The 25637-nt window shown below is 66.7% G+C and carries 23 protein-coding genes; 15 read left to right on the top strand and 8 right to left on the bottom strand.

Translation table 11 applies throughout. The features are described 5' to 3' along the window. Position 1: 1 nt before the first annotated feature. The gene (locus tag MYCSM_RS00935) at positions 2-625 is read right to left on the bottom strand and encodes a TetR/AcrR family transcriptional regulator (protein ID WP_015304242.1); all 624 of its coding nucleotides are present in this window, start codon (positions 623-625) and stop codon (positions 2-4) included. Positions 626-914: 289 nt separating this feature from the next. On the opposite strand from MYCSM_RS00935, the gene MYCSM_RS35645 reads away from it, so the two are divergent. Next, a complete protein-coding gene (locus MYCSM_RS35645) occupies positions 915-1076 on the top strand; it encodes a hypothetical protein (protein WP_232425700.1) in 162 nt (53 codons plus the stop codon). Then, positions 1063-2238 (top strand): amidohydrolase family protein, encoded by a 1176-nt coding sequence (locus tag MYCSM_RS00930; protein WP_041311132.1) that lies wholly within the window; start codon positions 1063-1065, stop codon positions 2236-2238. The genes MYCSM_RS35645 and MYCSM_RS00930 overlap by 14 nt, the downstream gene beginning before the upstream one ends. Before the next feature lie 60 nt (positions 2239-2298). Here the strand turns inward: MYCSM_RS00930 and MYCSM_RS00925 are convergent, their stop codons facing one another. Then, positions 2299-3471 carry a glycoside hydrolase family 3 N-terminal domain-containing protein gene (locus MYCSM_RS00925; protein WP_015304240.1) on the bottom strand — a complete coding sequence of 391 codons (1173 nt, stop codon included), beginning with the start codon at positions 3469-3471 and terminating at the stop codon, positions 2299-2301. A 14-nt stretch (positions 3472-3485) separates the two neighbouring features. Here MYCSM_RS00925 and MYCSM_RS00920 point away from each other — a divergent pair, with 14 nt between their 5' ends. From MYCSM_RS00920 to MYCSM_RS00905, 4 genes are all read left to right on the top strand, one after another. Further along, positions 3486-4352: a patatin-like phospholipase family protein gene (locus tag MYCSM_RS00920; protein ID WP_232425699.1), complete on the top strand. Its 867-nt coding sequence runs from the start codon at positions 3486-3488 to the stop codon at positions 4350-4352. Further along, entirely contained in the window at positions 4349-5290 is a 942-nt protein-coding gene (locus MYCSM_RS00915; protein WP_015304238.1) for a lysophospholipid acyltransferase family protein, read from the top strand. Before MYCSM_RS00920 ends, MYCSM_RS00915 begins: the two co-directional genes overlap by 4 nt. Before the next feature lie 85 nt (positions 5291-5375). Then, on the top strand, positions 5376-5549 hold the full coding sequence (locus tag MYCSM_RS00910) for a DUF2613 domain-containing protein (protein ID WP_015304237.1): 174 nt from the start codon (positions 5376-5378) through the stop codon (positions 5547-5549). Position 5550: 1 nt separating this feature from the next. After that, complete coding sequence (locus MYCSM_RS00905; RefSeq protein ID WP_015304236.1) at positions 5551-9816, top strand: alpha-(1->3)-arabinofuranosyltransferase; 4266 nt, start codon at positions 5551-5553, stop codon at positions 9814-9816. Here the strand turns inward: MYCSM_RS00905 and MYCSM_RS00900 are convergent. Next, on the bottom strand, positions 9759-11405 hold the full coding sequence (locus tag MYCSM_RS00900; protein WP_015304235.1) for an acetolactate synthase large subunit: 1647 nt from the start codon (positions 11403-11405) through the stop codon (positions 9759-9761). The two genes, MYCSM_RS00905 and MYCSM_RS00900, sit on opposite strands and share 58 nt — an antisense overlap. Before the next feature lie 63 nt (positions 11406-11468). On the opposite strand from MYCSM_RS00900, the gene MYCSM_RS00895 reads away from it, so the two are divergent. Together MYCSM_RS00895 and MYCSM_RS00890 are read left to right on the top strand one after the other, a co-directional pair. Beyond that, the gene (locus tag MYCSM_RS00895; RefSeq protein ID WP_015304234.1) at positions 11469-12443 is read left to right on the top strand and encodes a phosphotriesterase family protein; all 975 of its coding nucleotides are present in this window, start codon (positions 11469-11471) and stop codon (positions 12441-12443) included. Further along, entirely contained in the window at positions 12443-13912 is a 1470-nt protein-coding gene (locus MYCSM_RS00890; protein ID WP_015304233.1) for an AMP-binding protein, read from the top strand. Before MYCSM_RS00895 ends, MYCSM_RS00890 begins: the two co-directional genes overlap by 1 nt. Here MYCSM_RS00890 and MYCSM_RS00885 read toward each other — a convergent pair. Then, a complete protein-coding gene (locus MYCSM_RS00885; protein ID WP_051073686.1) occupies positions 13881-14993 on the bottom strand; it encodes an acyltransferase family protein in 1113 nt (370 codons plus the stop codon). The genes MYCSM_RS00890 and MYCSM_RS00885 overlap by 32 nt on opposite strands. A 238-nt stretch (positions 14994-15231) precedes the next feature. On the opposite strand from MYCSM_RS00885, the gene MYCSM_RS00880 reads away from it, so the two are divergent. Together MYCSM_RS00880 and MYCSM_RS00875 are read left to right on the top strand one after the other, a co-directional pair. Continuing rightward, the gene (locus tag MYCSM_RS00880; RefSeq protein ID WP_015304231.1) at positions 15232-16437 is read left to right on the top strand and encodes a DUF3068 domain-containing protein; all 1206 of its coding nucleotides are present in this window, start codon (positions 15232-15234) and stop codon (positions 16435-16437) included. 38 nt (positions 16438-16475) lie between these two features. After that, positions 16476-18143 carry a hypothetical protein gene (locus MYCSM_RS00875; RefSeq protein WP_015304230.1) on the top strand — a complete coding sequence of 556 codons (1668 nt, stop codon included), beginning with the start codon at positions 16476-16478 and terminating at the stop codon, positions 18141-18143. Here MYCSM_RS00875 and MYCSM_RS00870 read toward each other — a convergent pair. Beyond that, entirely contained in the window at positions 18127-19287 is a 1161-nt protein-coding gene (locus MYCSM_RS00870) for a glycosyltransferase family 4 protein (RefSeq protein ID WP_015304229.1), read from the bottom strand. The genes MYCSM_RS00875 and MYCSM_RS00870 overlap by 17 nt on opposite strands. A gap of 35 nt (positions 19288-19322) precedes the next feature. Here MYCSM_RS00870 and MYCSM_RS00865 point away from each other — a divergent pair, with 35 nt between their 5' ends. From MYCSM_RS00865 to MYCSM_RS00855, 3 genes are all read left to right on the top strand, one after another. Further along, complete coding sequence (locus tag MYCSM_RS00865; protein WP_015304228.1) at positions 19323-20087, top strand: class I SAM-dependent methyltransferase; 765 nt, start codon at positions 19323-19325, stop codon at positions 20085-20087. A gap of 54 nt (positions 20088-20141) precedes the next feature. Continuing rightward, positions 20142-21623, top strand: a complete 1482-nt coding sequence (locus MYCSM_RS00860) for an aldehyde dehydrogenase (protein WP_015304227.1) — start codon at positions 20142-20144, stop codon at positions 21621-21623. A 78-nt stretch (positions 21624-21701) separates the two neighbouring features. After that, positions 21702-21923 (top strand): hypothetical protein, encoded by a 222-nt coding sequence (locus tag MYCSM_RS00855; protein WP_015304226.1) that lies wholly within the window; start codon positions 21702-21704, stop codon positions 21921-21923. On the opposite strand, the gene MYCSM_RS00850 is transcribed toward MYCSM_RS00855, so the two are convergent. Both MYCSM_RS00850 and MYCSM_RS00845 read right to left on the bottom strand, forming a co-directional pair. Then, positions 21920-23755: an acyl-CoA dehydrogenase gene (locus tag MYCSM_RS00850; protein WP_015304225.1), complete on the bottom strand. Its 1836-nt coding sequence runs from the start codon at positions 23753-23755 to the stop codon at positions 21920-21922. The genes MYCSM_RS00855 and MYCSM_RS00850 overlap by 4 nt on opposite strands. Before the next feature lie 13 nt (positions 23756-23768). Next, a complete protein-coding gene (locus MYCSM_RS00845; RefSeq protein ID WP_015304224.1) occupies positions 23769-24038 on the bottom strand; it encodes a hypothetical protein in 270 nt (89 codons plus the stop codon). Positions 24039-24273: 235 nt separating this feature from the next. On the opposite strand from MYCSM_RS00845, the gene MYCSM_RS37670 reads away from it, so the two are divergent. Both MYCSM_RS37670 and MYCSM_RS00840 read left to right on the top strand, forming a co-directional pair. Next, entirely contained in the window at positions 24274-24411 is a 138-nt protein-coding gene (locus tag MYCSM_RS37670) for a hypothetical protein (protein WP_015304223.1), read from the top strand. A 70-nt stretch (positions 24412-24481) separates the two neighbouring features. Then, a complete protein-coding gene (locus MYCSM_RS00840; protein ID WP_041311119.1) occupies positions 24482-25054 on the top strand; it encodes a TetR/AcrR family transcriptional regulator in 573 nt (190 codons plus the stop codon). On the opposite strand, the gene MYCSM_RS00835 is transcribed toward MYCSM_RS00840, so the two are convergent. After that, complete coding sequence (locus MYCSM_RS00835; protein ID WP_015304221.1) at positions 25051-25572, bottom strand: dihydrofolate reductase family protein; 522 nt, start codon at positions 25570-25572, stop codon at positions 25051-25053. The two genes, MYCSM_RS00840 and MYCSM_RS00835, sit on opposite strands and share 4 nt — an antisense overlap. Between the last annotated feature and the right edge of the window lie 65 nt (positions 25573-25637).

Here is a 25637-nt window from a genome sequence, read left to right as displayed (position 1 = left end):
GCTACCCGGTGGCCGCTGGGTGTGCAGGCTGATCTGCGGGCGCGCCCTTCAGACCGCGCCAGAACAGGTTGATCATCAACTCGGCGGCTTCATCGACGTCGGCGTCGCCGGTGCTCACCCGGGCGGCGACGGCCTCACCCGCACCGACCAGTGCCACGGCCATCATGTCGAAGTCGGTGTCCGGCTCGGGATGTCGGGTGCCCGACCGCAGCAGCCTGCCGACCAGGTCGATGATCCGCTCGCGGCCCTCACGCACCGTGTGCGCGAATGCTTGTGAGCTGGTGGCCTGCGTGTAGAGCACCATCCACGACGCCCGATTCGCGTCGATGTAGGTCAGGAATGCGAGAACGGCGTTGCGCAGCAAGTCTTTTGGGCTCTGTGAGAAGTCGATATTGCTGCGCACGTCGTCGACGAATCGCGTCAGCTCACGGTCAAGGCACGCGCCGAACAAGTCCTCCTTCGAGCCGTAATACAGATACAGCATCGGTTTGGAGATCTCGGCCTCGGCGGCGATCGCATCCATCGAGGTCTCGTGATAGCCGTTGACAGAGAAGATTTGCACCGCGGCGTCGAGCATCTGCTGTTCGCGCACGGCGCGCGGCAAACGCTTGGTGCCTCCGGCCATCAGTCCAGGGTAAGCAATAGGTGACGCTGCGGCGCCGAGAGCGTGAATTTGTCCACGTCAGCCCAGTAGTTCGGTGCGGCGCTGGTCCTCCCACAGCGCCATCCGATGCGTGCGGATTCCCCGACCGCATCCATCACGAGGGGCACGAGTAGTTCGGTCAGCAGGAAACCCGGCGGCCACGCTCTGGTAGACCGTGCCCACCGTCTCTAGCGCTGATCTTGAAGATTGTGAAACATTTATGACTCGCGATTCGCCGCGCAGGTGGTCTATCGCGCCTGGGAGCTTGGGGGTGGTGTACTACGTCGGTGGCAACGTTCTGGAAATCACGCCGCCGCTCGTGTTGACCGAAGCGGAAGCAGATACCGCAGCCCAGATCCTCGGCGACGCGATCGCCGACGCAGCCGCCGGGAAAGTCGACGATGCGGAAGTCGCGCGGTATGCCGGCTGGTGAACCACCCGATGTCTTCGCCGGCGTGCACGCCGACGTGCCCGAGGCATTGGCAGACCATCTGCGCGGCATCCAGCTGATCGACCACCACGTCCACGGCGCCTTCGACAAGCCCGTTGACAGAGCGGGCTTCGAGGCGTCGATCAACGAGGGGTCCATCGATCCGGTGCCGTCGTTCATGACGCAGTTCGACTCGCCGCTCGGCTTGGCGATCCGGCGCTGGTGCGCACCACTGCTCGGGCTTGAACCGCATGCCGACGCCGATACGTATTGGCGTCACCGCAGCGAGCTGACGCCCGACGAGTTGGCCCGTGTGATGCTCACCCCGGCGGGCGTCGCCCGATGGATCGTCGATACTGGCTTCAAAGGCGATCTCATCACCACCCCCGAGCGGCTCAGCGATCTGTCCGGCAGGCCGTCGTCGACGATCCTGCGGTTGGAACGGCTGGCCGAGGACCTGCTGGAGTCGGGGACAGACCCCGGGTCGTTCCCCGACGCCTTTCGTACCGCTCTGCAGGACGCCGCGGACTCGCCGGACACGGTGGGCACCAAGACAATTGCGGCCTATCGCACCTCCTTCAACATCGATTGGTCGCGCCCAACCGACCACGAGGTGGTCACGCACGCCCGCGAACTTGCGGAGCGGCCGACGCCGTTACGCTTGGACAGCCCTGCGCTGATTGCGTTCGCGGTGCATGAGGCCGCCGATCATGGACTGCCCGTGCAGGTACACGTCGGATTCGGTGACCGGGATCTGGATCTGCACCGCACCGATCCGATGCTGTTGCTACCGCTGCTGCGGACGATGACGCCGGTGCCGGTGCTGTTGTTGCATTGCTACCCGTTCCAGCGCCAGGCCGGCTATCTGGCGCAGGCGTTCGATCATGTGAATTTCGATGTGGGACTTGCCATCAACTATGTGGGTGTGCGATCGACCGCGGTGGTCGCCGAGGCGATGGAGACGGCGCCGTTCGCCAAGCAACTGTTTTCCTCTGATGCGTTCGGACCGCCCGAGCTGCATCTGCTCGGCTCGGTGTTGTGGCGCCGCGCCATGGGTCTGGTGCTTGGCGGCTGGATCCGCACTGGCGATTGCGCGGAGCAGGATGCGATCCGGATCGTCGACATGATCGGCGTCCACAACGCCGAACGCGTGTACGCGCTGTGAAGCACGACCGCACCGCTTTTCGATGCGTTGCGCCGATTCGTGGACCGCGGGCAGGCTCCGTCAGCAGCGCGGATTGCGGCCCTTGACCGCGGCCATCCGCAGCACCGATGCGTCGACCCTCGGCATCGTCAATTCGCCTGCGGCCAGCGCCTTTTCCAGCCGGTCCAGCACCGCAGGCACCTCGTCGGTGGTCACCCACAACGCGATGTCCGCACCGGCCTGCAATCCGCGCAAGGCCGCCTCGGCGACGCCCATCCGGTCGCTGATGGCCTGCATGCTGGACAGGTCGTCGGTGAACACGGGGCCGGTGAAGCCAGGACCGCCGTAGTCACCCGAGCGCAGCAGCGCGTAGGCCGCAGGGCTCAGGCTGGCCGGGTCACTGCCGGTCAGCCCGGGCACCTCGATGTGGCCCACCATCACGCCGACCGGACCCTGGGTGGTGAGCGTGCGATACGGGATCAGATCACCTGCCTGCAGATCAGCCAGCGGCGGGGTGACGACACTTCCGGTGTGTGTGTCGCCCGAACCGTGGCCGTGGCCGGGGAAGTGCTTGAGTACAGGCAGGAGGCCGGCGTCGCGCAGCCCGCGGGCGTAGGCGCCCGCGTAGTCCGTGACGGCCGCCGGGTCGGCGCCGAACGAGCGGTCACCGATCACGGTGTCGTCGGGCGCGTTGGTGACGTCGACGACGGGTGCGAAATCGATGGTGATGCCGAGCTTGCGCATCGCCTGGCCTCGCGCAAGCGCGATGTTGTAGACCTCTTCTGGCGTGTGGCTGGCCGCGAGCACGCGGGGTGACGGCTGGCTGCCGATCAGCGATGAAAGCCGGGCCACTCGGCCGCCCTCCTCGTCGACACTGACCGCCAGTGGCAGCGGACCCGTCTCGGCGATATTGGCGATCGTGCCGTCGGACAGCATCGACAGGTCGGTCCAGCTACCGATGAAGATGCCACCGACGTGGTGGTTCTCGACGACGGCGCGAGCGTCGGCCGCGCCGGTGACCCCGACCATCAACAGCTGGGCCAGCTTGTCGCGGGTGGTCATGCTCGCCAGCAGCGCAGGCCCGTCGCCGCACGCCGGCGCGGCAGGGTCGGCCGCCGGCGCAGGCGCAACGGTCGCAGCAATTGTCGGAGCCGGTGTCGTCGCAGACGGCGCAGGTTGTGGGGCCGGCGACGAACAGGCCGCCATTAGCGTGGTCAGCGCCGCCAGGACACACAGTCGACGAGGCAAGGCCATCCCGCCATGCTGTCATGCGCGACAAACCGCCGCGTCGTGGGTATTCCTCGCATATGTCATGCCACGCGTTCGTGCTGGGCGGCGGCGGTCTGCTCGGCGCCGCCGAGGCCGGCATGGCGAGCGCACTGCTGGACGCCGGTATCCGACCCGACGTGGTGTGCGGCACGTCAGTCGGCGCGATCAACGGCGCGGCGCTCGCGGCAGACCCCACGCCCGCCGGGGCGAAGGAGTTGTTGGGGTTCTGGGACGCACTGCCGAACGAGGGCGCGTTCGACGGTTCGATGCTTCGGCGGTTCGCCGAAGTCGTTCGGCGCAGAACGTCGTTGCACGACAACGCCGAGCTTCGCCGGATGTTGCGCAGCTGGCTGCCCGCGCAAACCTTCGAAGAGCTCGCGGTGCCGTTCGAATGCGTCGCCGCCAGCATCGAGCGCGCGCGTGAGCGTTGGTTCAACACCGGCGATCTGATCGAGCCTGTTCTGGCGTCCTGCGCGCTACCCGGCGTTTTCCCGCCGGTGCGCATCGGCGACGAGCACTTTTTCGACGGCGGCCTCGTCAACAGCATTCCGCTGGATCGCGCGGTGCAACACGGCGCGGACACGATCTGGGTGTTGCATGTCGGGCGGCTCGAAGAGGAACTCGCACCGCCGCGTTTTCTCTGGGAGGTCGGGTTCACCGCGTTCGAGATATCGCGCAGGCACCGCTTCCACAGCGATCTGGAACGGGTCGGACCCGAGGTGGCTGTACACGTCCTGCCGAGCGGCCTACCGCAGCGGGCCGCCGCAACCTGGTCGAATCTGCGCTACCGCGACACCCGCCGCATCGCCCGGCGCGCCGAACTCGCATACGACGCGACCCGTGAGTACCTGGAGGCGCTGCCATGAAGCTGCTGCGTCGAGTCGTGACGGTGCCGGTCGCCACCGCGGTGATGATCGGCATCCTCGTGGCGTGGCCGGTGCTGCTGGCCATCGGTGGCGTTGCGGGATTAATCGCCAGGTCGACTCTGCCAGTGCGGACTCTGGGCGTACTGATGGCATATGCGTTGCTGGAACTGCGGGCGATGGGGCAGCTGCTGCGCGGCGGTCAGGACTGCGACCGGTTGGTGCGCGACGTGCTCGACAGGGCGCACACCGTCGGGCAACGCACCCTCAACCTCGACGTGCAACTCGACGATGCGTCACCGACGCCGGAGCAGATCCCGCGCGAGGAGCCGCTGATCGTGCTCTCGCGACATTGCGGACCGGGAGACACCCTGCTGGTGGCGTGGCTGCTCAACATTCACTACGGCCTGCAGCTACGCATCGTGCTCAAGTCGCTTCTGCGCTGCGAACCCGTCCTGGACCTCGTCGGCGACCTCGGCTGCCTGTGCTTTCTGCATCATCGAGGCGCCAAGGCGCGCAAGCAAATTCGCGATCTGGCCGGATCGATGGTCGGCGGGCAGGCACTGCTGTTGTTCCCCGAGGGTGGGAACTTCACCTGGGCGCGGTGGCGCGAGGCGGTCATCCGGCTTCGTTCGACCGGCCGGCTGCGTGAGGCCCGGCGGGCATGGCGCCAGACATACACGCTGCCCCCGCGCACCGGCGGCACCGCCGCGGCGTTGTCCGGAGCGCCTCGGGCGAATGTCCTCGTGCTCACGCACACCGGATTCTCACCTGACGGGCGCGCCCGCGTGTGGTGGCAGCTGCCCATGAACCGACGGCTGTTGGTCCGCACGGTTATGGTCCGCGCCGAGGAACTGCCCCCACCCGATCGACTGGGCCCCTGGCTGGAGGAGACGTGGAGCCAAGTGGACGCCTGGGTGGCCGGCCACGTCACGCGCTGATCGCAGCCACACGGTGCACGTTTCGGTGCGCCACCAGACTCGTTCGCCGGCAGGCACGCAAAACAATGTCTGCTACCTTGGCCGCATGGATCGGTTCATCGTTCCCGCCGCAGCCAGCATCGTTGTCGGCCTGCTGCTGGGAGCGGCCGCCGTCTTCGGCGTGACGTTGATGGTGCAGCAGGACAACAAGCCTGCGGTGGCGCCGGGTGATCCGGCGTCCTCGGTGCTCAACAGGGTCGAGTACGGCGACAGAACATAACGTGACAGCGCCGCTACAGCGGCGCTGGCTGTGGTTGGCCGCGGCGGCGGCGCTCATCCTGACCTTCGCCCAGTCGCCCGGAAAGATCTCGCCCGACACCAAGCTCGACCTCACCGCGAATCCGCTGCGGTTTCTGGCGCGCGCCTTCAACCTGTGGAACAGCGAGCTGCCGTTCGGACAGGCGCAGAACCAGGCCTACGGCTACCTGTTTCCGCACGGTGCGTTCTTCCTCGCCGGCGACGTGCTTGGCCTGCCGGGCTGGGTGACGCAGCGGCTGTGGTGGGCCCTGCTGCTCACCGTCGGCTTCTGGGGACTGCTGCGCGTCGCCGAGGCTTTAAACGACGGGCGGGGCCTCGGCTCGCCGACGTCGCGCGTGATCGCAGCGGCTGCGTTCGCTCTGTCTCCGCGGGCGCTCACCACACTCGGCGCGATCTCGTCGGAAACGCTGCCGATGATGCTGGCGCCGTGGGTGCTGCTGCCGGTGATCGTCGCTCTGCGAGGGGACCCGCGGGTCCGGGTCCTGGCGGCCCGGTCCGCAGTGGCGATCGCGTTGATGGGTGCGGTCAACGCCGTCGCGACGCTGACGGGCTGCCTGGCCGCGGCGATCTGGCTGGTCTGCCACCGGCCGAACAGGCTGTGGTTTCGCTTTGCCGCGTGGTGGGCGCTCTGCATCGTGCTGGCGGTGCTGTGGTGGGTGGTCGCGCTGTTCATGCTGGGCCGAGTCAGCCCGCCGTTCCTCGACTTCATCGAGTCCTCCGGCGTCACCACGCAATGGATGTCGTTGACCGAGATGCTGCGCGGCACCGATGCGTGGACGCCGTTCGTCGCGCCGACCGCGACGGCGGGGGCCTCGTTGGTGACGGGGTCGGTGGCGGTGTTGGCGACGACGCTGGTGGCGGCCGCGGGCCTCGCCGGGTTGGCGATGCGTGCGATGCCAGCGCGCGGCCGGCTCATCGTGATTCTGCTGACCGGTGTGGTTCTGCTCGCCGTTGGCTATTCGGGTGGGCTGGGATCGCCTGTCGCGCACCATGTTCAGGCGTTCCTTGACGCGGGCGGGACGCCGCTGCGCAACATGCACAAGCTGGAGCCGCTGCTTAGGCTGCCGCTCGCGCTCGGGCTGGCGCATCTGATGGGCCGAATCCCGTTGCCCGGCAGCGCACCTCGACGCGAGTGGCTCCATGCGTTCGCGCATCCGGAACGCGACAAACGGGTGGCGGTCGGCATCGTGGTGCTGGCGGCGTTGGCCGCAGCCACATCGCTGGCCTGGACAGGCAGGCTCACACCGCCAGGGTCCTTCGACGCGATCCCGCAGTACTGGCACGACACCGCCGACTGGCTCGACGAACACAACACCGACGGCGGGCGGGTGCTGGTGGCGCCCGGCGCCCCGTTCGCCACCCAGGTGTGGGGCAACAGCCACGACGAACCGCTGCAGGTGCTCGGCGGGAGCCCGTGGGGGGTGCGCGACTCGATTCCGCTGACCCCGCCGGAGACCATCCGCGCGCTCGACTCGGTGCAGCGGCTGTTCGCGGCTGGCCGGCCGTCGGCAGGTCTCGCGGACACCCTTGCCCGCCAAGGCATTTTGTATGTCGTGGTGCGTAACGATCTGGATCCCGAGGCGTCGCGGTCGGCGCGACCGCTTCTGGTGCACCGGGCGATCGAAGGATCTCCGGGTCTGACGCAGGTGGCGCAGTTCGGCGAACCCGTCGGTCCTGGCACGCTTGCCGGCTTCGTCACCGACAGTGGGCTGCGGCCGCGGTTCCCCGCGGTCCAGATCTACCGCGTCGACGCCTCACCCGGCATGCATCCCTACCTCGTCGACACCGATGCGATGGCTCGCGTCGACGGTGGTCCCGAGGCGCTGCTGCGCCTCGACGAGCGCCGCAGGCTGCTGGGTCAGCCGCCGCTCGGACCGATGCTGCTGACCGGCGACGCGCACCGCGCGGGTCTCGCGGCACCCCAAGTCACCGTGACCGATACGCCGTTGGCGCGCGAGACTGACTACGGCCGCGTCGACGATCATTCGTCGGCCATCAGGACCCCCGACGATCAGCGGCACACGTTCAACCGTGTGCCCGACTATCCGACCAACGGCGCAGACACGGTCTACGGACAGTGGAACGGCGGCCGTATCACGGTGTCCAGCTCGGCCGCGGATTCGACAGCGCTGCCCTACGTTTCGCCTGCGACCGGGCCCGCCGCCGCCATCGACGTCGATCCGTCGACGAGTTGGGTGTCGAATGCGCTGCAGGCAGCCGTCGGCCAATGGCTGCAGGTCGACTTCGATCATCCCGTCACCAACGCCACACTCACCATCACCCCGAGCGCCACCGCGGTCGGCGCTCAGGTCCGCCGCATCGAGGTGTCGACCGTCAACGGCACCAGCACGTTGCGCTTCGACCAGGCCGGCAAGCCGCTGACGATCGCGCTGCCGTACGGCGAGACGCCGTGGGTGCGGATCACCGCGGTCGCCACCGACGACGGGTCGGCAGGGGTGCAGTTCGGCATCACCGATTTTTCCGTCACACAGTACGACGCGAAGGGCTTCGCTCACCCCGTCAACCTGCGTCACACCGTCGTCGTCCCTGCGCCGCCTCCGAATTCGGCTGTCACACAGTGGGATCTGGGATCGGAGCTGCTCGGCCGACAGGGTTGTGCGCGAGCTCCCGACGGCACCCGGTGCGCAGCGTCGATGGCACTGTCGCCGGAGGAGCCGGTGAACATGAGCCGGACGCTGACCGTCCCTTCACCGACAGAGGTAGTGCCGACGGTGTGGGTGCGTGCCCGCCAAGGCCCGAATCTGGCCGACTTGATCAGTCAGCCCGGCACGGCGCGGGCGCTTGGCGGCGCAGACCCGATCGATGTGCTCGGTTCGGCCTACGCCGCCGCGGACGGCGACCCCGGTACCGCGTGGACCGCGCCGCAGAGCGTCGTGCAGTACAGGACGCCGCCGACGCTGACGTTGAAGTTGCCCGCCCGTACGCAGGTCGCCGGATTGCGGATCACGCCGAGTTCCTCTGTGCTGCCCGCACATCCGACGATGATCGCGATCGACCTCGGGGCCGGACCCGAGGTGCGCCGATTGGCAGCTGACGGTGGGACGCAGACGGTGAGCCTGCGCCCGGTCGTCACCGACACCGTCAGGGTGTCGCTGCTGAGTTGGAACGACGTGATCGACCGCACCGCTCTTGGCTTCGATCAGCTCAAGCCGCCTGGTCTGGCCGAGGTCGCTGCGCTCGACGCCAAGGGTGCGCCAATCGCGGCCGCCGACGCTGCGCGCAACCGCGCCAGGACCGTCGACCTGCCATGCGGCGAGGGGCCGATCATCGGGGTGGCCGGACAGTTCATCCAGACCTCCATCGCCACCACCGTCAGTGCGCTGCTCGACGGCGAACCCGTCGCGGCCAAGCCGTGCCGGTCCGAGCCGATCACGCTGCCCGCCGGTCAGCAGGAACTGTTGATCAGCCCCGGTGCGGCGTTCGTGGTCGACGGCGTGCAACTAACAGTCCCGCAAGAAAACCAATTACCCACGGCTGCAACAGCTCCCGCCACGGTGGGTCGTTGGGCCGCAGACCACCGCGAGTTGACGGTCGCACCCGCGCAGACCTCGCGGGTGCTGGTGGTGCCCGAAAGCATCAATCCGGGCTGGACCGCGCGCACCGCCGACGGGTCCGCACTGAGGCCGATCACAGTCAACGGGTGGCAGCAGGGCTGGGTGCTGCCACCGGGCACCGCCGGACCGATCACACTGTCCTTCGCATCGAACACGCCGTATCGCGCGGGACTGATCGGCGGGCTGGCGCTGCTGCCGCTTCTTGCGCTGCTGGCCTTCCTGCCGGTCCGGCGTCCCCGGCCCGCGGACCCGGCAGCACAGCCGTGGCGGCCGGGCCGGGTGACGACAAGCCTCGCGGCGGTGGCTGCCGCAGCGGTGATTTCCGGGTTCGTGGGCGCTGTCGTTGCCGCCGCGGCACTCGGCATACGTTACCTGCTGCGCAGACGCGAAAAGCTTTGCGAGGCAGTCACTATCGGTATCACGGCAGGCGGGCTGATCGCCGCAGGCGCGGTGTTGAGCCAGAATCCGTGGCGGTCGGTCGAGGGCTACGTCGGCCACTCCTGGGGTGTTCAGCTACTGGCGCTGGCGTCGGTGGCGATGCTGGCGGCGTCGGCAGTGCCGATTGCGCGACGCGCGAAAGGCGGGGCCTCCGCCGATTACAGCGACTCGTCCAACTGGCCGAGGGTGTCGGTAAGGCGCAGGTTCTCCGAATAGTCGACCGGGCACGCGATCAACGAAACCCCGTCGTCAGCCAACGCTTTCTTCAGGGTGGGCAGCAACTGATCGGCCTCGGTGATTCGATACCCTTTTGCGCCAAAGCTTTCTGCGTAGGTGACAATATCGGGATTGGAGAACTTGATGTAGTGATGCTCGCCCAGCTCCAGATCCATCTTCCATTCGATCAGGCCGTAGCCGCCGTCCTCCCAGATGAGAACCACCAGCGGGATTTTTTCACGCACTGCGGTTTCGATCTCCTGCGAGTTCATCAGGAACGCGCCATCGCCGACTACGGCCAGCACTTTGACATCGGGCTTGGCCAGTTTTACGCCGATTGCGCCAGGTAGCGCAAAAGCCATCGTGGACAGGCCGTTCGAAATCAGGCACGTATTGCGCTCATAGGTCGGGTACAGCCGCGCCATCCACATCTTCGAAGCGCCGGTGTCGACCAGGACCACATCGTCGCGTCCCAACGCGGCCCTGGTATCAGCGACGATTCGCTGCGGAGCGAGTGGAAACCGCGAATCTTGTTGCCCACGTTTCAATTCGTCGTCCAACAGGTCGCGTCCGGGAGCCGCGCCGGCGTCGTCGAAATGGCACCCACTCAGCGCGTCACGCAGCGCATCGACTGAGGCGCTGATATCGCCGATGATCCCGACGTCGACGGGATAGTGCATGTCGACCTCGGCCGGAAAGCGGTGGATGTGAATCACCTTCTTGTCGGCATCAGGGTTGATTTTCGCCGGGTCGAATTCCTGAAGTTCGTAACCGACGGCGATGATCGCGTCCGAGTTGTCGAAGCCGAAGTTGACGTAGTCACGCCGCATGAAGCCGATGGTGCCGATGCTGTTGGGATGGTCGTCGGGCATCACGCCCTTGCCATGGAAGGTGTTGGCGACCGGCACGCCGAGGTCCTCGGCGAACCGCACCAGCGCTGCTGTCGCGTCTCCCCGTGCGGCGCCGTGACCGGCCAACACGACCGGCCGCTTTGCGTTGCGCAGCACCTCGACAGCGCGCTGCACCTGCCCGGGCGACGGCGCCTCGGCGCGAACCACGTTGCGCGGCAACGGCTGCAGGTCATAGTCCGTTTCGTCGGCATCGATGTGCTCGGGCACTGCCAGATAGACAGCGGCGGGTCGTTCTGTTTCGGCAACCTTGAACGCCTTGCGGATCATCTCGGGTATCGCCCGAGACGTCGGGACGCCGTCGGACCAGCGGGTGATCGGAGCGAACATCGACACGAGGTCGACGTACTGGTGCGACTCCTTGTACTCACGGTCCTGGCCGACTTGAGCGGATATCGCGACCAGCGGGGTGCTGTTGGTCGTCGCGTCGGCGACACCCAACTGCATGTTGATGGCACCGGGACCCAGTGTCGCCGACACCACGGCGGCGCGCCCGGTGACGCGGCCGTACATCTCGGCCATAAAGGCCGCCCCCTGCTCATGGCGGGTAAGCACATAGCGAATCGGCGACGCGGCCAGCGCCTGGATGAAGCGGATGTTCTCTTCTCCTGGCAGACCGAAGACGATTGAGACGCCCTCGTTTTCCAGGCACTTGACCATCAACTGGGCGGCTCTCGGCATCTGGCACCTCCATTCGCCACGATAGCGCCGCGACGAAATCGCGACCCACCTAGCATCGGTCCAGTGCCCAACCTCAACACCGCTCGGGGAGCAATCGACACAGCCGACCTAGGCGTAACGCTGATGCACGAGCACGTGTTCATCCTGTCGCCCGACATCACCCACAACTATCCCGAAGTCTGGGGTGATGAGGCCAAACGCGAAGCCGACGCGATCACGCGGCTGAACGAGCTGAAGTCGGTCGGCGTCGACAGCATCGTCGACCTCACGGTGATTGGGATGGGGCGCTACATCCCACGGATAGCCCGAATCGCGGCGGCCACCGACGTCAACATAGTCGTGGCCACCGGCATCTACACCTACAACGACGTACCGATGTACTTCCGCCTCACCGGGCCGGGCAGCCCGCTGGACGGCGAAGAGCCGATGGTCGAGATGTTCATCCGCGACATCGACCACGGCATCGCCGATACCGGAGTCAAGGCCGCAATTCTCAAGTGCGCGACCGACGAACCCGGCGTCACGCCCGGCGTCGAGCGGGTGCTGCGCGCGGTTGCCAAGGCGCACCGGCACACGGGCGCTCCGATCTCCACCCACACGCATGCGGCCAGCCGCCGCGGGCTCGAGCAGCAGCGCATCTTCGCCGAGGAAGGCGTCGATCTGACCCGGGTGGTGATCGGCCACTGTGGGGACACCACCGATTTGGACTACCTCGAGGAGCTCATCGGCAACGGTTCCTACATCGGCATGGACCGATTCGGCGTCGATATCTTCCTGCCCTTCGAGGACCGGGTGAACACCGTTGCCCGGTTGTGCGAACGCGGCCACGCCGACAAAATGGTGCTCTCCCACGACGCGGCCTGCTTCATGGACTGGGTACCAGAAGTAATTTTGCCGGCCTTGCCGAACTGGCACTACCTACACATCCACCACGACGTCATCCCCGCGCTCAAGGAGCGTGGTGTCACCGACGAACAGCTGACGACGATGCTGGTGGATAACCCACGCAAGATCTTCGAGAACCAGGGCGGCTACTGATGACCGCACCCATCCCGTCGATCGGTGCGGAGTTCTCACGGCTGGCCGGGCTGTCCCCGGACGAGGCCGCCGTCACCTGCGAGGGGCGCACGCTGACCCGGGCAGAACTCGACAAGTCCACCAACCGGCTGGCGCGCGCCTACGCGGAACTTGGTGTGCACCAGGGTGACTACGTGACCATCGTGCTGCCGAACTCGATCGAATGGATCCAGGCCGCGCTGGCCGTGTGGAAGCTCGGCGCGGTGCCCCAGCCGTTGTCGGCGCGGCTGCCCGACGCCGAACTCGAGGGTCTGCTCGAGCTCAAGCCACGTGCGCTGCTGGTGGGCCGCGACGACCCGCGCGGGGTGATCCCCAGTGTGCCAGGCGATTTCACCGGTGACGCCGGCTTGTCCGACGCGCCGTTACCGGAGGTGGTGTCGCCGAGCTGGAAGGCGCTCGGCTCGGGCGGCAGCACCGGTCGGCCCAAGCTGATCGAGGCGGGCGGCGACAGCCGGTTTCCCGGCGCGCTGGCCGGCTACGGAATGGGTGCCGCCGAAGGCGACATTCAACTGATCGCGGTGCCGTTGAGTCACAACACCGGCATGACCACCGCGACGATCGGCTTGTTGATGCGTCACCATCTGGTGATGATGCCGCGCTTCGACCCCGCCGAGTTTCTGCGGCTGATTGGCGAACACCGGGTCAGCTTCATGGTGGTGGTGCCGACGATCATGCAGCGGCTGCTTCCCGTGTATCGCGCCAACCCGGACGCCTACGACCTGTCATCGGTTCGGCGGCTGTGGCACGTCGGCGCGGCGTGTCCGCCCGCGGTCAAGGAAGCGTGGATCGAGATACTCGGGCCGGAAGCAGTGTGGGAGTTGTACGGGGGCACCGAACTTCAGGCCTTGACGTTCATCAGCGGCACGCAATGGCTCGAGCATCGCGGCTCGGTCGGGGTTGTCGTTGCGGGTGAGATGAAGGTGCTCGACGACGACGGTAATGAGTGCCCGCTCGGCGTGGTTGGTGAGATTTACATGCGGCCGGCGCCGGGTAGCGCGCCGACGTACCGTTACGTCGGCGCCAAGGCCAAGAGCCGCGACGGATGGGACTCGCTCGGCGATCTGGGCTACTTCGATCAGGACCGCTTCCTGTATCTCAATGACCGGCGCGTGGACATGTTCACCGTCGGCGGCCGCAACGTCTACCCCGCCGAAATCGAATCAGCATTGTCAGCCCACCCGAATGTGTTGTCGTGCTTGGCTGTTGGCGTTCCGGACGATGACCTTGGCCAGGTGCCGTATGTCATTGTGCAGGCCGACGGGCTCGACGAGGCAGACGTCATCGCGTTCCTGTCCGAGCGCATCGCGTCCTACAAGGTGCCCCGCACTGTGGAGTTCAGCGAGACGCCGTTGCGCGACGATGCGGGCAAGGCCCGCCGCTCGGCGGTGCGCGACGAAATCATTGCGCGGCGGGCTCAGGCACGTTCCTGACGGCGCTGTCCAGCGGCGGCACCGGACGCTCTTTGCGAAACTCCCAGCGCCGCAATGCGACTCGGCATGGTGACTCGACCAGCGCGTAACTGACCGCCGCGATCGCAAACCCGAACACCACAGTCAGCACCAACACCACCGGCATGTGCCCGTTGAACATGAACTCGCCGATCAGCGGGAACACCATGGCCAGCGCGGCCAGGTGCCAAATGAACAGCCCGTATGACCAGCGGCCCAAGGTGACCATCGTCGTGCTGCCCAGCAACCGGTGCGGAGTGTCGGGGCGGTCCAGCACCAGCGGGGCGACCAGCGCCCCCGCGACGACCGCCCCCGTCGCGATCTTCACGATGAATTGGCTGACGGTGCCTGGCGTCAGCCCCTCGGGGCCTGCCAATGGCGAGGCGCCGACGAGGAACGCGACTCCCGCGATACCCGCCATCAGCAACCGGCGCCGTGCCAGTCGATGGAACCGGCCGACCTCGGAAACGGTCAACTCGGCCAACAACATTCCCGCGGCGAACCACGAGAAAAACGCGGGCGGCCAGTTCAGCGGATTAACGCCGAACGGCGCGGGGATCGGGAGCAGCGCCCACCCGAGACTGGCCACCCCCACCGCCGTGATCAGAGGTATTCGGGCGCGCACCGGCAGTGGTCGCGCCATTAATGCGAGCAACGGCAGCGCCAGGTAGAACGCGACCTCGACGGAAAGGCTCCACATCTGGGTCAGCCCTGGTGTCAGCGTGAGCGGCACGTAGACCTGGGTCAGCGACAGGTTCGCCAGCCACACCGTCAGGTCGGCATGCGCGTCGGGCAGCAGCGTCAAAATCACCACGACCGCAACCAGGTAGCCGGGCATGATCCGGACGATGCGGGATCGCAGGTAGTGCCCGGTCGGCGGGCGTGACCGCAGGCCGCGCGCTGCGGCGGCGTGGCCGCGCCACAGCAGGAAGCCCGACAGCGCGAAGAACACCGCGACGGCCAGGTCGAACCGGCCGAACAGCCGACCCGAGATGCCCCCGGTATGCGCAGTCTGAAATGCGACGTGCGTCACGACGACGCCGACAGCGGCGCAGGCGCGCATCCCCTCGAGGGCAGGCAGGAAGGAGCGCGTCCCGCCAACAGAAGAGGATTGGGCCACGACGACCAGTGTGCCGTGCTGGTCGATCGGCCGGAAAACGGGTAGTCAAGCGGCCATCGGCGGATGCCTTCGTAGTAAGGATCGACTTTAGTTTGTGCTGTTAGGGTCGAACGGGTTTGCCGCCCTCCCAGGTCGGGACGGTGGTGGAGCGTCTGCAGGCAGACGGTGAAGGAGGCACGGTTTGAACCGCGCAGTGGCGCTGCGTCTGGCAGCGTGCGGAATCATGGGGCTCGGGGCCGCCCTTCTGATCGCCGCGCTGTTGCTGACCACCTACACCAAGGGCAAGATCGCGAAGATCCCGCTCGATCTGGACACCACACTCAATGCCGATGGCACAGGCACGGCATTTGACCCGGAGTCACTGAACTCCGACAAGTTCGTGATCAACAAGAATGTCCCGATCGCCCAGCAGCAACAGATCAGCGTAGAAGCGCCGTCGAACGCCGAGGCCGTCACGCTGCAGGTGGGCGATTCGGTACGCCGCACCGACAAGCAGGGTGACGCCGGACTGTTGCTCGCGCTGGTGGACACCGTCACGGTCAACCGCAAGACAGCCGAAGCGGTCTCCAGCGAAAGCAATCCGGGTGGCGCGGTGCAGAAGCCGCGGGCCATCGACGCCACCCAGCCGCCGACCAACATCGCCCTGCCACACGACGGGCTCACCTACCGATTCCCGTTCGGAACCCAAAAGCAGACCTATCCCGTCTTCGACCCGATCGCGCAGAAGGCTTACGACGCCAACTACGACGGTGAGGAAGACGTCAACGGGCTGACCACCTACAAGTTCAGCCAGAACGTCGGCTACGACGCCGACGGCAAGCTGGTCGAGCCCATCAAGTACGCGTCGCTCTACGACGACGACGCCGACGCCCAGGTCACCGCGCGGGCGTCGCTGTGGGGGCTGCCCGGCAACCCGGACGAACCGATCACGATGACGCGTTACTACGCGGCGCAGCGGACCTTTTGGGTGGACCCGGTGTCGGGCACCATCGTGAAGACGAAGGACCACGGCTACCACTTCTATGCGCGCGAGCCTCTCAAGCCGGAGGTGACGTTCGTCGACTACACCGTGACGTCCACCGAGGGCACGGTCGAGTCGCAGGTGGCCAGCGCGCATGACGAGCGGGACAGGCTCGCGCTGTGGGGTCGCATCCTGCCGATCACGTTCACCGCTGTTGGTCTGGTCGCGTTGATCGGCGGCGCATTGCTTGGCTCGTTCAGCCTGCGCGCCGAGTCGGCGTTGATCGATCCGGGACTGGACGAAGCCGATCACCGCTTTTTCGGGCCACGCGGCGCCGAAGGCGAACGGGTGCCAGGGGCGGAGGCGCAGACCGAAAAGCTGCCTGCGTCTAGACCAACCGACCTTCCGCCGGACAGACCCGTCTGATCGCGCGACTCCCCACGCCAACCCTGGCGCGGTCGTTCATCGCGCCCGGCTACGCGCTGGCGCTCGCTCTGCTGGTGACGGCGCCACTGCTGTCGCCGGGTTATCTGTTGCTGCGCGACGCGGTCTCGACGCCGCGCCCGTATCTGTCCGATGCGGCTCTGGGGTTGTCGGAGGCCGCGCCTCGCGCCTTGCCACAGGACTTTGTGATCGGGCTGGCCAGCGCGCTCGTCGACGGCGGCCTTCTGGTCAAGGCGCTGTTGGTGACGGGGTTGTTCCTGGCGGGTTGGGGCGCGGCCCGATTGGCGGCGGCCGTCGTGCCCGAGGCGGGCACCTCCGGTCAACTGGTCGCGGTCACCGTCGCGATCTGGAATCCGTATGTCGCGGAACGACTTCTGCAGGGGCACTGGAGTCTGCTGGTCGGCTACGGCTGTCTGCCATGGGTGGCGGCGACGATGCTGCGGTTGCGGACGTCGAATGTCGCAGCGTGGTTCGAGGTGTGTGCGCTGGTCTTCTGGATCGGCGTCGCGGGGCTGACCCCGACGGGGCTCATGCTGGCCGCGGCGGTCGCGTTGACGTGCGTGTTCGTCCATGGATCCGGCCGGCCGCGGTGGTGGTGTGCTGCGGTGGCGCTCGGCACCTCGGTGTTGGTGGCGCTGCCCTGGCTGACCGCGGCGGTGATGGCCGATTCGTTGTCGTCGACACAGGCTGAAGGTGTTCGCGCGTTCGCGGCGCGCGCCGAACCCGGCCTCGGCACGCTGGGCAGCCTGGCCAGCCTGGGCGGGATGTGGAACGCTGACGCTGTACCTGCCTCGCGCACAACGGGTTTCGCGATCGCCGGGGCCGTGGTGCTTCTGATTGTCGTCGCGGCGGGACTGCCAACGGTGGTGCGCCGCTGTACGGCCGTACCGCTGCTGATCCTCGCGGCAGTCGCGGTGGTGGTGCCTGCGGTGATGGCCACCGGACCGGGACTGGCTCTTGCCGAGGCGGCGATCAGGACGCTGCCGGGACTTGGCGTGGTACGTGATGCACAGAAGTGGGTCGCGCTGGCCGTGCCCGCGTATTCGCTGGCCGGTGCGGCCGCAGTCGTCACGATGCGGCACCGGATTCCGGCTGGGGCGAGCGCGCTGATCTGTTGTGCGGCACTTCTTGCAACGCTGCCCGATCTCGCGTGGGGCGTCGCCGGACAGATGTCCGCAGTGCACTACCCGCCGGGATGGGCCAAGGCTTCGGCTCTGATCAACGCCGACCCGCGCCCAGTCGCGGTGTTGCCGGTCGACAGCATGCGACGGTTCGCGTGGGCCGGTGACGCACCCGTGCTCGATCCGCTGCCCCGATGGGTCCGTGCGGATGTGCTCACGACGGGTGACCTGACAATCGGCGGCCGCACAGTGCCCGGCGAGGGTGGCCGAGCCCGCGCGGTTCAAGAGTTGCTTTTGACGGGTGCCTCCCGTGAGGAGCTCGCGGCCGCAGGTGTGGGCTGGGTCGTCGTCGAAAACATTTGGAAGACAGGCTGGTCCGCTCCCGCGCTGTCCTTACCGGTCGTCTATCACGACGACGACCTCACGGTGTACCGGGTGGGCGGCGACCATCCGGCCGCATCGGGCCGGGCGGTCATGCTGGCTGTGCATTGGGTGTGGCTCGGCACGCTCATGCTGAGCGGTGTGCTGGCATTGGGGTTGGCGCTGCGGGCTAGAGCACGCCACTGATGACGCGGCCCGCGTTTACGGAGTCCAGCACCGTGCGCATCGCGTCGGCGCTTTGCTGCCAAGAGAATTCGCCACTGCGGGCCTGGGCCTTGGCCCCGAGTTGTTCACGAAGCACCCCGTCGGTCAGCAGGCGGTCAAGCTGGTCGACCAGCTCATCGTGGTCGTCGACAAGCAACCCCGTCACCCCGTCGACGATCGAATCCGTCAGGCCACCCGAGGACCGGTACCCGATCGTCGGCACGGAATGCTGGCCCGCCTCGGTGACCGCCAGCCCCCAGCCTTCTTTACGTGACGGCAATACCTGAACCCAAGACTGTTGCAGCACATGATGTTTGGTGTCGTCATCGACGTGGCCGTGGAACGTCACCGCATCGGAGATGCCCAGCAGGGCGGCGTGATCGACCAACCGCTGCTGCCACCAGCCGCCGCCGAGGATGTCCAGGTGCAGGTTGGGGATCCGGGGGTGCAGCGCGGCGACCGCCTCGAGCGCGTCCTCAATCTGCTTGTGCGGCACCAACCTTGACAGCACAACGACTCGCGGTGTGGCCGACCGCGGCACCGTCAGCGTCTGCGCAGGCGCCTCGTCGAGCCCGTTGCGCACCACCGCGATTCGTCCGGGCTGCACGCCAAGGCCCGTCAGGTCACGCGCCGACGGCAGCGACACCGTGACGTACTGGTTGCGGCGGTGCACCCGTGGCGACAGTTTCGACTCGACGAACCAGCCGATCTTGCTCATCACCGGTCCCGCCACCGGCCACTGTTCGCGATGGCAGTGGTGCACCAACACCGCTACCCGGCGACCGAACGCCCACCTGGCCATGAAGGGCAGGCCGTTCTGGGTGTCGATCACGACGTCCGGGCGCGCATTGCGGAGCGAGCCCAGCCCGATGCGCGCGAGCACCATCGCCAGCCCGGCCCAGATGTAGACGGAGTACGGCCCTCCGGCGCGGCTGATCTGCACGCCGTCCTTGAACTCACGTCGCCGCGCCCCTGGATAGCGGGCGGTGCGCAGGGTGACCCGCACGCCGGATTCAGCCAGTTGGGCGCCGATGCGTTCGAGGTAGGCCTCGCTGCCGCCGCCTTGCGGGTGTCCGGTGTCGCGCCAGCACAGCAGCAGCACGGAACGCACGGGTCGGGCAGACATCGGTGACCAGACTAACCGCTGGCTAGGGTCGGTCCGTGGGCGCCACAGATCAGTTCGCCTCGCAGGCGACGCTCAGGCGGTCGCTGCGGCTGCTCGGCCTGTTCCGCTACGAGCACCCCGAGCCGGCGCGGTTCTACGGCGCGCTGGCCACGGACACGGCCGCGATGGTCACCGACCTGTGGCGGGGAATCCACCGCACGACGCCCGCTGGGCGAACCGTGCTCGACGTGGGCGGCGGGCCAGGTTTTTTCGCGAATGCCTTTCAGGCTGCCGGTCTGCACTACATCGGCGTCGAACCTGACCCCACCGAGATGCACGCCGGTCCCGCGGCTGTGGATCGCCAGACCACCTACGTGCGGGCATCCGGCATGGCGTTGCCGTTCGCCGACGCCAGCGTGGACGTCTGCCTGTCGTCCAACGTCGCCGAGCACGTGCCGCAGCCGTGGCGGTTAGGCCGCGAGATGCTGCGGGTCACCCGGCCCGGTGGCCTGGTCGTGCTGTCGTACACGGTGTGGCTCGGCCCGTTCGGCGGCCATGAGATGGGCCTGTCGCACTACCTCGGCGGCGCTCGCGCCGCCGAACGCTATACCCGCAAGCACGGGCACCGACCAAAAAACGACTACGGATCGTCGTTGTTCCCGGTGTCGGTATCCGACGGCCTCGAGTGGGCGGCCAGCACCGGCGCGCTGGTCGCCGCATTTCCCCGCTACCACCCGCGATGGGCGTGGTGGCTGGCGCGGGTGCCGGGCCTGAGGGAATTCGCGGTGAGCAATCTGGTGCTGGTCCTGCAGCCGTCCTGAAAGCCTGACTGGAACAGGTTCTCGTTTTCCTGATCTATCGGTAATGTGACGCTCATGACACAGACTGTGGATACGGCCTACAAGACCGAGTACGACAAGTTGTTCATCGGTGGCAAGTGGGTCGAACCGTCGACCGCCGACGTTATCGAGGTGTTCTCGCCTGCGACGGGGCAGAAGGTCGGGCAGGTGCCGCTGGCGGCGGAGGCCGACGTCAACGCCGCCTGCGCGGCAGCGCGCAAGGCGTTCGACGAGGGCCCGTGGCCCCAGACTCCGCCCGCCGAGCGCGCCGCGGTGATCGGCCGCGCGCTCAAGCTGCTGGAAGATCGTGCTGATCTGTTCAAGCATCTGCTCAAGCTGGAAACCGGCCAACCTCCGACGATCGTCGACATGATGCAGTACGGCGCTTCGGTCTCGACGCTGCAGTACTACGCGGGTGCGGCCGACAAGTACACGTGGAACGAGATCCGCGACGGCATCTACGGCCAGACGCTCGTCACGAAGGAGCCCGTCGGCGTGGTCGGCGCGGTCGTCGCGTGGAACGTTCCGCTGTTCCTGGCCGTCAACAAGCTCGGCCCGGCGCTGCTGGCCGGCTGCACCGTCGTGCTCAAGCCCGCTGCCGAAACGCCGTTGTCCACCAACGCTTTGGCCGAGGCGTTCGCCGAAGCCGGTCTGCCCGAAGGGGTGCTCTCGGTGGTGCCCGGCGGGGTGGAGACCGGCCGCGCGCTGACGTCCAACCCGGAGCTGGACAAGTTCACCTTCACCGGCAGCTCCGCGGTGGGCAAGGAGATCGGCAAGCTGGCGGCCGAGAAACTCAAGCCATGCACGCTCGAACTCGGCGGCAAGTCCGCGGCCATCATCCTCGAAGACGCCGACCTGGACTCCACGCTGCCGATGCTGGTGTTCTCGGGCCTGATGAACTGCGGTCAGGCGTGCGTTGGCCAGACCCGTATCCTCGCGCCGCGGTCGCGGTACGACGAGGTGGTCGAGAAGGTGTCCGCCGCGGTGGCCGCGATGCCCGTCGGCCTGCCCGACGATCCCGCATCGATGATCGGCCCACTGATTTCGGAGAAGCAGCGTGAGCGCGTCGAGGGCTACATCAAGAAGGGCGTCGACGAAGGCGCGCGCATCGTGACCGGCGGCGGCAGGCCCGAGGGCCTTGACGGCGGCTGGTTCGTGCAGCCGACGGTGTTCGCCGACGTCGACAACTCGATGACCATCGCGCAGGAGGAGATCTTCGGCCCTGTGCTGGCGATCATCCCCTTCGACACCGAAGCGGACGCGATCCGCATCGCCAATGACTCGGTGTACGGCCTGGCGGGCAGCGTGTTCACCACCGACTTCGGTAAGGCCGTCGAGATCGCCAAGAAGATCCGCACCGGCACCTACGCGGTGAACATGTACGCGTTCGATCCCGGCGCACCGTTCGGTGGCTACAAGAACTCGGGCCTTGGCCGAGAGAACGGACCCGAAGGTATCGAGCAGTACTGCGAAGCCAAGAGCATCCTGCTGCCGTTCGGTTACACGCCAGAGGTCTGATCTTCACGCGCCCACCTGGTGGGCCTAAGGTCCGTTGGCTACGGTGGCCCTCCCGTTCACCAAATGAGGAGGGTCACCATGGCGGTATCCGTTGATCTGGCCAAGTCGCTCGACAAGGCATATGAAGACAAGGCGCTCAAGGAGATTCTCGACGCGTCGCCCGCCGCCCTAGCGGGAGTGACGGACAAGGACGCTGAGTTGCTAGCGGAGGCGTTCGGCATCAAGACGGTCCGGCAACTGGGCGAGAACAAATTCTTCACTGTGGCGGCGGCGCTGGCCGCGGTAGAGAGGGCCGGCTAGAAGGACTCTTCGCGCAGATCCATCAAGGCGAGGTCGACGGCCTCGACGATCTTGCGTTCGGCGGTCAGCCGTGGCAACACGTTTTTCGCGAAAAACTTTGCCACGGCTGCCTTTCCGGTATAGAACGCGCGGTCACGATCGGAGATTTCGCTGTCTAGGGCGTTGAGTGCGATCTCGGCCTGGTGCAGCAGCAGCCAGCCGATCAACAGATCGCCGACTGCGAGCAGGAACCGAACCGACTCCAACCCGAGGCGATACAACTCGCGCGCGTTCTCCTGCGAGGACAGCAGGTAGCCGGTCATTGCCGCAGCCATCGCCTGCATATCGGCCAGCGCGGTAGCGAGAAGCGTTCGCGCATCGGCCAACTCGGGCCGCGCGGCGTCCCTGCCGAGGAACTCCTGGATCTGCGCGCTCACGTGTTGCAGCGCCCGGCCCTGGTCGCGGGCGATCTTGCGGAAGAAGAAGTCCTGCGCCTGAATCGCAGTGGTGCCTTCGTAGAGCGAATCGATCTTGGCGTCGCGGATGTACTGCTCGATCGGATAGTCCTGAAGAAAACCGGAACCGCCGAGCGTCTGCAGTGATTCAGTCAGGCACTGATACGCACGCTCGGAGCCGACACCCTTCACGATCGGCAACAGCAGATCGTTGACCCGCTCAGCCATTTCGGCGTCAGCGCCGGACACGATGTCGGCGACGACGACGTCTTGATGGGCGGCCGTGTAGAGATACAGGGCGCGCAAACCCTCGGCATACGCCTTCTGCGTCAGCAGGGCGCGCCGCACGTCGGGGTGATGGACGATGGTGACGCGCGGCGCCGACTTATCCGTCATCCGGGTCAGGTCGGCGCCCTGGACGCGCGTCCTCGCATAGTCGAGTGCATTCAAATAGCCGGTGGACAGCGTCGCAATCGCCTTGGTGCCGACCATCATTCGCGCATACTCGATCACCTTGAACATCTGCGCGATCCCGTTGTGGCTGTCACCGACCAGCCAGCCGACGGCGGGGCGACCGTGTTGCCCGAAGGTGAGCTCACACGTCGGCGAGGCCTTCAGCCCCATCTTGTGCTCGAGGTTGGTGACGTACACGCCGTTGCGCTCACCGGGTTGGCCTGTCTCGGGATCGAACAGAAACTTCGGCACCACAAACAGGCTGAGACCCTTGGTGCCTGGCCCGGCGCCCTCGGGTCGCGCGAGCACGAGATGGATGATGTTCTCGAACAGGTCGTCAGAGTCGCCGTTTGTGATGAAGCGCTTGACGCCATCGAGATGCCAAGTGCCGTCGGCCTGTTGGATCGCCTTGGTGCGGCCCGCGCCGACGTCCGAACCGGCGTCGGGCTCGGTCAACACCATCGTTGCGCCCCAGTTGCGTTCCACTCCCATTGTCGCCCAATGCCGTTGCTGCTCATTGCCGACGACGTAGAGGATGTCCGAGGACTTGGGTCCTGACAGGATCATGAACACCGGGGGCTGTGCGCCGAGCACGAACTCGTTGATCGCCCACTCCAGGATGGCCGGGGCGGGCACACCGCCGACGTCGTCAGCCAGGCCGACGCGGAACCACTCGCCCTGCTGCCACGCGCGCACTGACTTCTTGAACGACTCCGGCAGGTGCACCGTGTGCGTCTCGGGGTCGAACGTCGGGGGATTGCGGTCGGCGTCGGCGAACGATTCCGCCACCGGGCCTTCGGCAAGTCGCGCCGCCTCGTCGAGCATCTCCCGCACCGACTCACCGTCGAGATCGCCGAACCCTCCGGTGGCGAGCGCCTTCTCCAGGTGCAACACCTCGAACAGGTTGAACTCCAGATCGCGGACATTGCTCCTGTAGTGGCCCATGCCTTGCCTTTCGTCACGGACTCACGGTCGGACTGTGACCGACCGTCGCACGCGGCCGGTTGGGCCTCGGCTGGTTCTGCGCGAAGCCGGTACAGGTGCCGAGATGTCCTGCGACGCACGGCACGCCATTCATCGTCGGTACCGGGCCGCCGGAGACCGGCGTGGGCGCGCCGTTGTAACCGTTCTGGTCCAGCGGTGCGGCACCGGCGCTGGGAGCAGCGAAAAAGCCGGCAGCGCAGACGGCGACCAGAAGTGACCTGCGCAGATGCCAGCGCCCGGCCATCGCGGCCCCGCTTTCCTCGGTTTCGCCGCCAGCCTACGGCTCCAAATTAGCGCTGAGCTGGGAACTCTCAATTATGGTAATTACCATAATCGTGTGGATCGGCCAGATCACTGATGCCGGCTAAGGCTGCCCGTTCACCTGCTGTTAAACGTGCTGCATGTGTGACGGGGAATACATTGATTGCGCGTGTGTGTTGCCGGTTCTATGCTCTTTACCATAGACAGGGAGGCACCCGATGTGGATCGTTGAGGTCAACTTCGCCGGCCGCAGGTTCACGCGCGAGGTGCATGGACATCGGCGATCGGTCTTCCCGTTCAGCCCGCGCAACTTCAGCTGGCGGTCCGCACCACTGCGGGACCCGCACGCCGCCTGATCACCGCCGGAGGTTAGTTCTGTCCACCCCGACCAAGACCAGGACCAAACGCGGTTCGACGCGAATCAAGATGTTGGTCAGCGCCGCGGAGGTGCTGCGTGAGCGCGGAGCCGCCGGTGTCACGATCGACGAAGTGCTCACCCGTAGCGGCGCGCCGCGCGGTTCGGTGTACTACCACTTCCCCGAGGGCCGCAATCAGATCCTGACCGAGGCGTTGCAGTACGCCAGCGGCCTCGTCACCGACGTCATCGACGCCGCCGCCGCAAAAGGCGGCATGTATTTGGTCCGTCGGTTTGTCACGTTCTGGGAAGACCTGCTCGCCGAGAGCGATTTCACCGCCGGTTGCCCTGTGGTGGCCGCGGCGATCGGCTCCGCTGAGGACGAACCTCAGCTGACCACTGTCGCGGGCAGCATCTTCGCCCGCTGGCGCGACGCGCTCACTCGAGCGTTTGTCAGCGACGGCTTCGACGAACCTTGCGCCGCATCGTTGGCCATCATGTGCATCGCTTCTCTGGAAGGCGCGGTGGTGCTGTGCCGCTCCACCCGCAGCGTCGACCCGTTGCGCGAGGTGGCCGAGCAGCTCGAATTCCTGATCAAGTCACGGGAATTCGTCCGTGTCTACGGTGTGCCCGAGCACCGTTAGGCCTTGCGCCACCGGGCGCAGACGAAGTCGCCGTTGACGGCGGACTCGACGAGCGCCCATTCGGATCTGATCGGCAGCAATCGTGAGCCGGCGCCCAACGAGCACGGCGCATACGAGACGATCATTTCGTCGATCAAGCCGGCCGTCGCGAACTGTGCGGCCGTCTCACCGCCGCCGACCACCCAGACGTCCTTACCCGCCGCTACCGACACCAACTTCGGATGCACCTCCGCTACGTCGCCGTCGAACGTCTGCACCGGATGTCCTTCGGCGATGATCTGCGGGCGATGCGTCAACACCCAGGACGGCAGCTCATACATCCAGTCGCCCGGGTGATTGTTCACAATCCATTCGTATGTCGCAGAGCCCATCACCAGTGCGCCAATGGTTTTGATGAACGCCTCATACCCAAACGGCCCGTCGGCGTCGACCGTGCGTGATGTCAGCCAGTCCAGACTGTCGGCTTCGTCAACGACGTAGCCGTCGAGGCTGGATGCCGTGAAGTAGACGGTGGCCATGTCGGCGACGCTACGCAACGGCACCGACAAGTCTGGTTCGTCGCCTCACTAGACTCTGTTGCCCA

Origin of the sequence: Mycobacterium sp. JS623 (assembly GCF_000328565.1) — a bacterium.
GTDB lineage: Bacteria > Actinomycetota > Actinomycetes > Mycobacteriales > Mycobacteriaceae > Mycobacterium.
This window is presented reverse-complemented; position numbering and strand designations above follow the sequence as displayed.